This window comes from Epilithonimonas sp., from assembly GCF_032055105.1.
Taxonomy (GTDB): domain Bacteria; phylum Bacteroidota; class Bacteroidia; order Flavobacteriales; family Weeksellaceae; genus Epilithonimonas.
The window spans coordinates 85,525-94,157 of record NZ_DAMBRK010000015.1; the positions used below are offsets into that span (position 1 = coordinate 85,525).

An 8,633-nucleotide genomic window follows, 5' to 3' on the forward strand; every position below is an offset into this window, starting at 1 on the left:
CCCTAATTTTGATTTAATGATTTATTTTTTAAGAGGTCTGGTTCAGGAGCTGACACCAACGTATGTAGTTGTGGAAGTTGGCGGAATTGGATACTATCTAAGTGTTAGCTTACAAACTTCCCAAAATTTGAACCTTAATTCTGAAGTTTTTCTATATGTCCAACAGATTATTCGCGAAGATGCGCACTTGCTTTTTGGTTTTTTTACCAAAGAGGAAAAAGAGATGTTCAATCTGTTAATAAGTGTTAATGGTGTTGGGCCGGTTTCGGCATTGATATTACTATCTTCACTCAGCTTGTCGGATGCTGCCAATGCAATACTTTCTGGGAAGAGCGGTGTTATTCAAAAAGTGAAAGGAATAGGAGCTAAAACAGCGGAAAGAATCATCATTGATCTACGAGATAAGGTTGGTAGATTCAGTGTTTCGGAAGAAAAACTTTCTCATTTTGTAGACAATAAAATCAAGAATGAGGCGTTATCTGCTTTAGAAGTTTTAGGGATTTCTAAGAAAGTAAGTGAGAAGATTGCAGATAGAATTTTGAAACAAAATCCAAACGCTTCTGTAGAAGAATTAGTGAAAGAGATTTTAAAAAACATTTAACAGTTGATGATAATCCGTCATCAATTTCTTAAAAAAAATATAAGTGAAGAAAAATATTTACCTTTATAAATTAACCCTTCTTTTTTTAGTTTTTGTTGGTTTTACAAACGTTTTTGCTCAAGAAAAACCATCCGACAGTTTGATTAGCGTAAGGACTGATTTTAGTCTGGCAGATCCTATCAGATATGAGGCATATTACGATATTGAGACGGCAATGTATTACCTTTATCCAAAGGTTGGGAACACTGTTGTGGGCGCTCCCATTGTAATGACGTTTGAAGAATACAAAAACTACACCATGCAGAATAATCTTCGTTCTTATTACGAAGAAAAATCTCTTTTGAATGATCTTGGACGTAGAAAAGATCAGACCGATGCCAAGAAAAAAGGATTAATTCCATCTGTTACTATTAAAAACAAAATGTTCGAAAACATATTTGGAAGTAACAAAATTGAGTTGATTCCACAAGGTTTTGCTTCTTTTGATTTAGGCGTTTTATCTCAGAAAATAGACAATCCAATGATTCTTCCGCAGAACAGAAAAAGTTTTGCAATCAATATCCAACAAAGGATTCAATTAGGAATTACCGGTAAAGTAGGAGAAAATCTCCAGTTGAAAGCTAATTACGATACCCAAAGTGGTTTTGCTTTTGAAAACCGTATGAATATGGTTTGGCAAGCGAAAGGAACTTGGAAAGATCTTATGAATAAAGGTCTTAATGAAAAAGGACAAGATCCGGAAGATAAAATCATCAAAAGGGTAGAAGTGGGTAACATCAGTATGCCGTTATCTACAAGTTTGATCCGAGGATCACAGTCATTATTCGGTCTTAAAACAGAATTCCAGTTGGGTAAAACAACAGGAACTCTCGTATTTTCTCAGCAACAAGGTGAAGCTAAAACAATTGTTGCACAAGGAGGAGGAACAATGAGTACCTTCAAAATAAACGCTATTGATTATGAAGATAATCAGCACTACTTTTTAGGGCATTACTTTTTAGATAATTATAATACGGCATTAGAAAACTATCCATTGATTAATTCCAGAATTAACATTACGAGGATGGAAGTTTATGTTTTGGATCAAGGTGGTGCTAATCTTGAGAGTCAGAAACCTATTGTTGGGATTAGAGATTTGGGAGAAGCTCAAGGTGTTACCCCAAGCAATACAAATAATGGTTTGTATAACCAGATTTCTGCTACTCTTGGTAGTATTAGAGATGTTACTGCTGCAAATAATACCTTGGCTGGAAGATCTTTCCCAAACTCTCAAGGAACACCTGAACCCTATGTTTCCGGTGAGCAGTTTATTACTAATGTAAAAGCTAGAAGACTTACAACATCAGAGTACAAATTCAATTCGCAATTAGGATATATCTCATTAAATCAAAGGCTTAATGATAACCAGTTCTTGGCAGTATCGTATTCATATACTATCAATGGATCTAGTACGGTTTATAAAGTAGGAGAATTCTCTGAAGAAAATCCGGCGCTAATTACGAAACTATTAAAATCGAATTCCAAGAATACGACAACATCACCAATGTGGGATTTGATGATGAAGAATATCTATTCTCTTAATACAAGTCAGATCCAAGCGCAAGACTTCTTGTTGAATGTTTATTACAAAGATCAAAACTCTGGTGGGAAAGTGAATTATCTTCCAGGAGCAACATATAATAACGGAACACCTGCTGATACCAATTTATTAAGATTATTCAACTGGGATCGATTGAATGTTAATGGAGATTCACAAAATAATGCTGATGGAACCAAAGGTGATGGTGTATTCGATTTTGTTAATGGAATCACTGTAGATGCAGAAAATGGGAAATTAATATTTACAAAGTCAAAACCTTTCGTTGATTATTTAAGTGGCATTATTGCTAATACAGAACCTGATAAATCCCGTTTTTTAATCAAAGATCTTTATACAAAATTTAAAGCAAGTCTTCCTCAAGAGCAACGTTATACAATAGAAGGACGCTACAAGGGTACTCAAGGTCAAGGGATTTCTCTTGGTGCTATCAATGTTCCGCAAGGTTCTGTGAAAGTGACTGCCAATGGAGCTCAATTGGTAGAAGGTGTAGATTATACAGTTGATTATATGCTGGGAACAGTTAACATCATCAATGAAACTGTAAAACAATCCGGGCAAGCAATCAATATTTCATTAGAAAACCAATTGACATTTAATACTCAGAGAAAGAGTTTCTGGGGACTTAATTTGGAGAGAAAATTCAATGAGCATTTGACGGTTGGAGCAACTGTTGTCAATTATTCCGAAAGACCATTGACTCAAAAAGTAAACTTTGGTCAGGAAGCAGTTAGTAACACAATGGCTGGTTTCAATATTATGTATAATAATGAGCTACCATTCTTAACAAGATTGACAGATAAAATACCATTTGTAAATACAGAAGCGCCATCCAATCTTAATTTCAAGGCCGAAGGTGCATACCTTATTCCTGGACAAAGTAAAGGGATTAATGATCAATCTTATATTGATGACTTTGAGCAGACGACTTCCAAAATTTCTTTGAAAGAACCAGCAACTTGGAGTTTAGCTTCTCGCCCAGAGAATAATAAAAATGACCCTGCAGTTTTTCCACAAACTGTTAATAATGATGATCTTAGAAGTGGATATGGTAGAGGACTTTTATCTTGGTACACGATTGATCCTAGATTCTATGGTGTTGGGGGAAATGCGCCAAACGGAATCAATGCTGCAACACTTTCCAATTTTGCATCCAGAAGAGTGCAAATGAGAGAGCTTTATAACAACAGAGATTATGTTGCGGGAGAGCAAACGCTTCTTAATACTTTTGATATAACTTACTATCCTCAGGAAAGAGGTCCATACAACGTTAATCCAAATACTGAGTTAACATCACAAAGATGGGCAGGACTTATGAGACCAATTTCTGTAACCAACTTCATCACATCCAACATCGATTATGTTGAGTTTTGGTTGCAAGATCCACATGCTGATGGAAATACTTTGGGAAGTGATCCAAAACTATTACTACAATTAGGAAACGTTTCAGAAGATGTACTGAAAGATGGTAAACTTCAATATGAAAATGGACTACCTACAGCAAGTACAGTTACTAATACATCTAGTACAAATTGGGGAAATCAGCCAAGTCAATTCCCGATTCTTTATGCTTTCTCAACAGAAGGTGATGAGAGAGCTCAGCAGGATCTTGGGTATGATGGTCTTAATGGAACACAGGAACAGGAAAAATTCGGAGTTAGCTTTGTGAATCCAGTTACCAATGAGTTAGATCCAGCTTCTGATAACTTTGTGTTTTATATGTCAGATCAGTTTCAGGGAGATCTAGCTTCATCTTTGACAGAGCGTTATAAATATTTCCGTGGCCCAGAAGGGAACTCTGCTGCTAATACTTTGGAGGTAGCAACGCAAACCCCAGATGCGGAAGATGTGAACAGAGATTATAATCTGGATCAGACAGAAAACTATAACCAATATACAATTGATCTTTCGCCCGCAAGTATGGTTTTGGGTCAGAACAAGATTGTAGATGTAAAAGAAGTAGATGTTACATTTGAGAACGGACAATCCAAAAAAGTAAAATGGTATCTATTCAGAGTACCAGTTGCAAATTATGATGATAATACAATGGTAGAAGGTTCAGACGAATCTGTTCTATATAATGTAAGATTTGCAAGACTATTAATGAAAGGTTTTGATCAGACATCTACACTTAGATTTGGATCTTTGGATCTTGTAAGATCAGATTGGAGAAAATATACGAAAAATTTAACAGCAATCGGTACAGTAGATGAAGGAAATATAGATCAAGATAATTCTAATTTCGATATTGGGAGTGTTAATCTTGAGGAAAATGCATTAGGAACTCCTCCATATGTTTTGCCTCCAGGAATTGACAGACAAGTATTGAGCGGAAATGCTGGTGCACAAAGACAAAACGAATCTTCATTATATATGAAGGCGACAGGACTTACAACTTCCAAAGGTGTTTTCAAAAATACTAGCTTGGATATGCGTCGTTACAAAAAGTTACAATTGTTTGTACACGCAGAAGACTTGAATAATCCAAATGTTGTAAATCCAGATAAAGATGCAAAATTCTTTATCCGTTTTGGGACCGATGCGACAGACAATTATTACGAATATGAAGCAGCACTTAATTATACTGCTAAAAATGCAACATCGCAATTAGATATTTGGCCAACAGATAACAATGTAGATCTTGAGGTTGAAAATTTTGTCAATGGGAAATTGAAAAGAGACGAATTACTGAGGGCAAATACTGCTGATATTGCTATTGATAAAAGATATTTATATCAAGATTATGGTGATGATAATAAAAAAATCTATATAAAAGGGCGACCTAGTATTGGAAACATTACGACAATTATGATTGGTGTGCGTAATGAGGTTGAAGCAATGAAAGGAAGTAAGAAAGCTTCTGCAAAAGATCTAATACTTTGGGTAAACGAAATCCGTCTATCAGAAATCGAGAACAAAGGTGGATATGCAGGTAATGCAAGTCTTAACTTCAACTTGGGAGATTTTGCAATGGTGAATGCCAATGCATCTTATGCTTCGGTAGGATTTGGAGCGATAGATCAAAAACCATCGGAAAGATCTCAGGATGACAACTCTGCTTTCAGTATCAATACAACTGTTAATGTAGATAAGTTCTTACCAGAAAAAGCAGGAATGAAAATTCCGTTGAACTATTCTTATACACAGACAATGACCAACCCAAAGTACAATCCTTTGGATAATGATGTAGAACTTTCCAAAGCTCCAAATCAGGACGAGCTGAAAAAAGTGGTGAGTACATACACACAACAAAGAAGCATCGGTGTTGTGAATATGAGAAAAGAGAGAATGAATCCGGATAAAAAACCGAAATTCTATGATGTAGAAAACCTTAGTGTAACAGCCATTTATAATGATGATTTCTACCGTGATGTTTACACAAAACGTAACTACAAGCAATATCTGAAAGGTTATGTAGAGTATAACTATACTTTCAAACCGTATGTTTTGAAACCGTTTAACAAAATGGTTAGCGATACTGCTAAGTCTTATAAATATTTGAGATGGATTAAGGAGTTTAATTTCAATCCGGTTCCGACAAGATTATCTTTCAGAACCATCTTGGACAGAAATTATAATGAATTGGAGTATAGAAATGTGGATGCTTTACTTTCCGGTAATGGAGGTTCGGATTTCGAAACAATCAGAAACAGAAACTTCTTCTTCGGATGGCAATATAGTCTAGGATTTAATTTTACTAAGTCTTTGAAATTGGAAATCAATTCTGAAACAAAAACTTTGAATGATCAAGTGGATGTGAACTCTATGAACAATCGTTCGATTTTTGGAAATCCTTTCCGAGCTGGTCGTCCAGTATTGTACAACCACAGAGCGCAGTTGAACTATAGATTACCGTTTGAGTATTTCCCATATTTGGATTTCATCAATGCAGAACTTAGTTATCAGTTCCAATACAACTGGAATGCAAGATCCACAGCTTCGAGATTAGAGACCGAAAATCTAGGAAACCTTTCTCAGAACACCAATGCAATAGTTGCAACATCTACGGTTGATATTCCGAAATTCTTTGGTAAGTTTAATTACTTCAAGAAGATTTCTCAAACGATGCAGAAACGTCGCCAGGAGATAGATTCTCTTAATAATGTTTATAATACAGCATATACTAAGAAGAATAGCAGGTTCAAATTCAAGAGTTATAAATTCAAGAATAAATTGAAGCCACTTCAGGCTGTAGCTTATGCGTTGACATCTTTCAAACAATTGGACTTTAATTATAATGAAAGTAATGGAACCGTCTTGCCAGGTTTATTATCTGCACCTAACTTCTATGGCTATGGACAGACGCTTGGTGGTCCAACCATTGGGTTCTTGCTCGGTTCTCAATCTGATATCAGAAGAACAGTAATAGAAAACGGTTGGGTTTCCAACTCTGAGCTCATGAGTGATGCTTATTCTGAGCTTAATAGTAGAACACTTACGGGTAATTTGCAGGTGATGCCAGCGAATGACCTTAGAATAGATTTCAATGTATTGCAAACTTACAGTAGAAATTATGTTCAGGGTGGTTATAATGTTTACCGAGTGAATGAGCTAGAAGATTACCGTGGTTACAGAGATGCTTTTGGAACGGAGCTTATTACTTATTCCAACACAGCTTGGTCCTTTAATACGGCTTTCAAAGATGGAGCGGCGCTTTATCAGTCTATCAAAGATAATGCATTGGCAATTTCTCAGCAGTATGTTGGAGTAAGAGATAGAGAAGGCTACACAGCGGGTTATTCAATTAGTAATTCTTATGTGTTAATTCCAGCATTCAGAGCAGCGATAGAAGGCAAGTCTCCAAAACAAATGAGTAATCCTACCAGAGCAAAAGCACCTCTGCCAAACTGGAAAGTAGTTTATTCTGGACTTAGAAATCTACCAATTATCAACAGCAAGTTCTCTAAGTTTGATGTACTACATTCTTATGTTTCTACATTCACAATGTCGGGGGTTCAGTCTAGTATAGATTATTACAACAGAGATTTGACTAATTCGGAAACTGCTTATGACTCCAATGGAAATTTGTATAATCCATATACATTCTCGCAAGTTGGTTATACAGAATCATTCTATCCATTAATTGGTTTTGATGTAACGATGAGGAATAATATGCAGTTCCGTTTCAATTATAACAGAGATAGAACTTACATTTTAGGATTAGTAAATACGACACTGACAGAGGAAGCAGGAAATGAATTTGTAGTTGGTTACGGCTACATCTTGAAAGATCTTAAGATCCGTCTTAATTATCAAGGTACCGCTAGAAATATCAAAAGTGACCTTAATATGAGATTAGATCTATCAATGAGAGACAGCAAAACAACGATTACAAATATCTTGATAGATGATTCTCAAGTGACAGGAGGTCAAAAGATTTTTAGCTTAAAATTATCTGCGGATTATAATATGTCTCAAAATCTAAACCTGAAATTCTTCTACGATCAGATGATGACCAAATATAAGATTTCAACAGCTTTCCCATTGTCCACAACCAGAGCTGGTATTACAGCAACGTTGACATTTGGAGGATCAGGAACCAATTAATAAAGATTAAAAAACATTTTAATCTAGTACCAAAAAAGAGTAAGCAATTTTGTTTACTCTTTTTTTATAATTTATTTTCATTCTATTGTTATATCTTAATTATATAATTAAATTTGCCTAAATCTAATTAAAAGAAATGAACACACCATCAGAACTAAAGTACACCAAAGATCACGAGTGGATTAAAGTAGAAGGCGACACTGCAACAATCGGGATTACAGATTATGCCCAAGGAGAATTGGGAGATATCGTTTTCGTAGATGTAGATACAGTGGATGAAGATCTTAACGAAGGCGACGTTTTTGGAAGCGTAGAAGCTGTGAAAACAGTTTCCGATCTTTTCCTTCCTATTGCTGGAACAGTTTTAGAACTGAACGCAGATTTAGAAGATCAACCAGAATTGTTGAATACAGATCCTTATGGAAAAGGCTGGATCATCAAACTGAAGATTTCTGACACTGCCGATTTTGAAAAATTATTATCAGCAGAGCAATATCAAGAAGTTGTTGGATAATCTAATTAAAAAATATAGTAAGATCACATTGCCCATTTATTGGGCATTTCTTACTTATATGCTATTACGTCCTGGCATAGAAAATAAAGAATATTCCTTTATGTTCAAACATATAGACAAGGTGATTCACTTTTCTATATTCTTTCTTCTTGGATTTCTCTTTCGTGTTCGTTTTCCCAAAACCACACTTTTATACTTTTTCCTAATTCTCATTTCCTACGCATTACTTACCGAGATTCTCCAAGACGTAATGAAGTTGGGGAGATCACTAGAAGTTTTAGACGCTGTTGCAGATACTTTAGGTTTATCACTTTCATACTATATAACTCGTAGTGCATTATTAAATTAATTCAATTTTAAGTCTATTCATTTTT

The 8,633-nt window shown here is 35.3% G+C and carries 4 protein-coding genes; all 4 read left to right on the top strand.

Annotation, left to right across the window (positions count from 1 at the left end):
- Positions 1-16 precede the first annotated feature (16 nt).
- The 4 genes from ruvA (at position 17) to RTY06_RS12920 (ending at position 8,608) form a co-directional block, all read left to right on the top strand.
- The gene (ruvA, locus tag RTY06_RS12905) at positions 17-601 is read left to right on the top strand and encodes a Holliday junction branch migration protein RuvA (protein ID WP_312825407.1); all 585 of its coding nucleotides are present in this window, start codon (positions 17-19) and stop codon (positions 599-601) included.
- A gap of 43 nt (positions 602-644) precedes the next feature.
- Positions 645-7,745, top strand: coding sequence for a cell surface protein SprA (gene sprA, locus RTY06_RS12910; protein ID WP_312825408.1), 7,101 nt, complete (start codon positions 645-647; stop codon positions 7,743-7,745).
- Positions 7,746-7,881: 136 nt separating this feature from the next.
- Complete coding sequence (gcvH, locus tag RTY06_RS12915; RefSeq protein WP_116036257.1) at positions 7,882-8,259, top strand: glycine cleavage system protein GcvH; 378 nt, start codon at positions 7,882-7,884, stop codon at positions 8,257-8,259.
- 58 nt (positions 8,260-8,317) lie between these two features.
- Positions 8,318-8,608, top strand: a complete 291-nt coding sequence (locus tag RTY06_RS12920; RefSeq protein WP_312825410.1) for a VanZ family protein — start codon at positions 8,318-8,320, stop codon at positions 8,606-8,608.
- The last annotated feature ends 25 nt before the right edge of the window (positions 8,609-8,633 follow it).

Excerpts from the sequence above, each read along its gene's own strand:
- ruvA (WP_312825407.1), top strand. The coding sequence starts at position 17 with ATGATTTATTTTTTAAGAGGTCTGGTTCAGGAGCTGACACCAACGTAT.
- gcvH (WP_116036257.1), top strand. The coding sequence starts at position 7,882 with ATGAACACACCATCAGAACTAAAGTACACCAAAGATCACGAGTGGATT.
- RTY06_RS12920 (WP_312825410.1), top strand. The coding sequence starts at position 8,318 with ATGCTATTACGTCCTGGCATAGAAAATAAAGAATATTCCTTTATGTTC.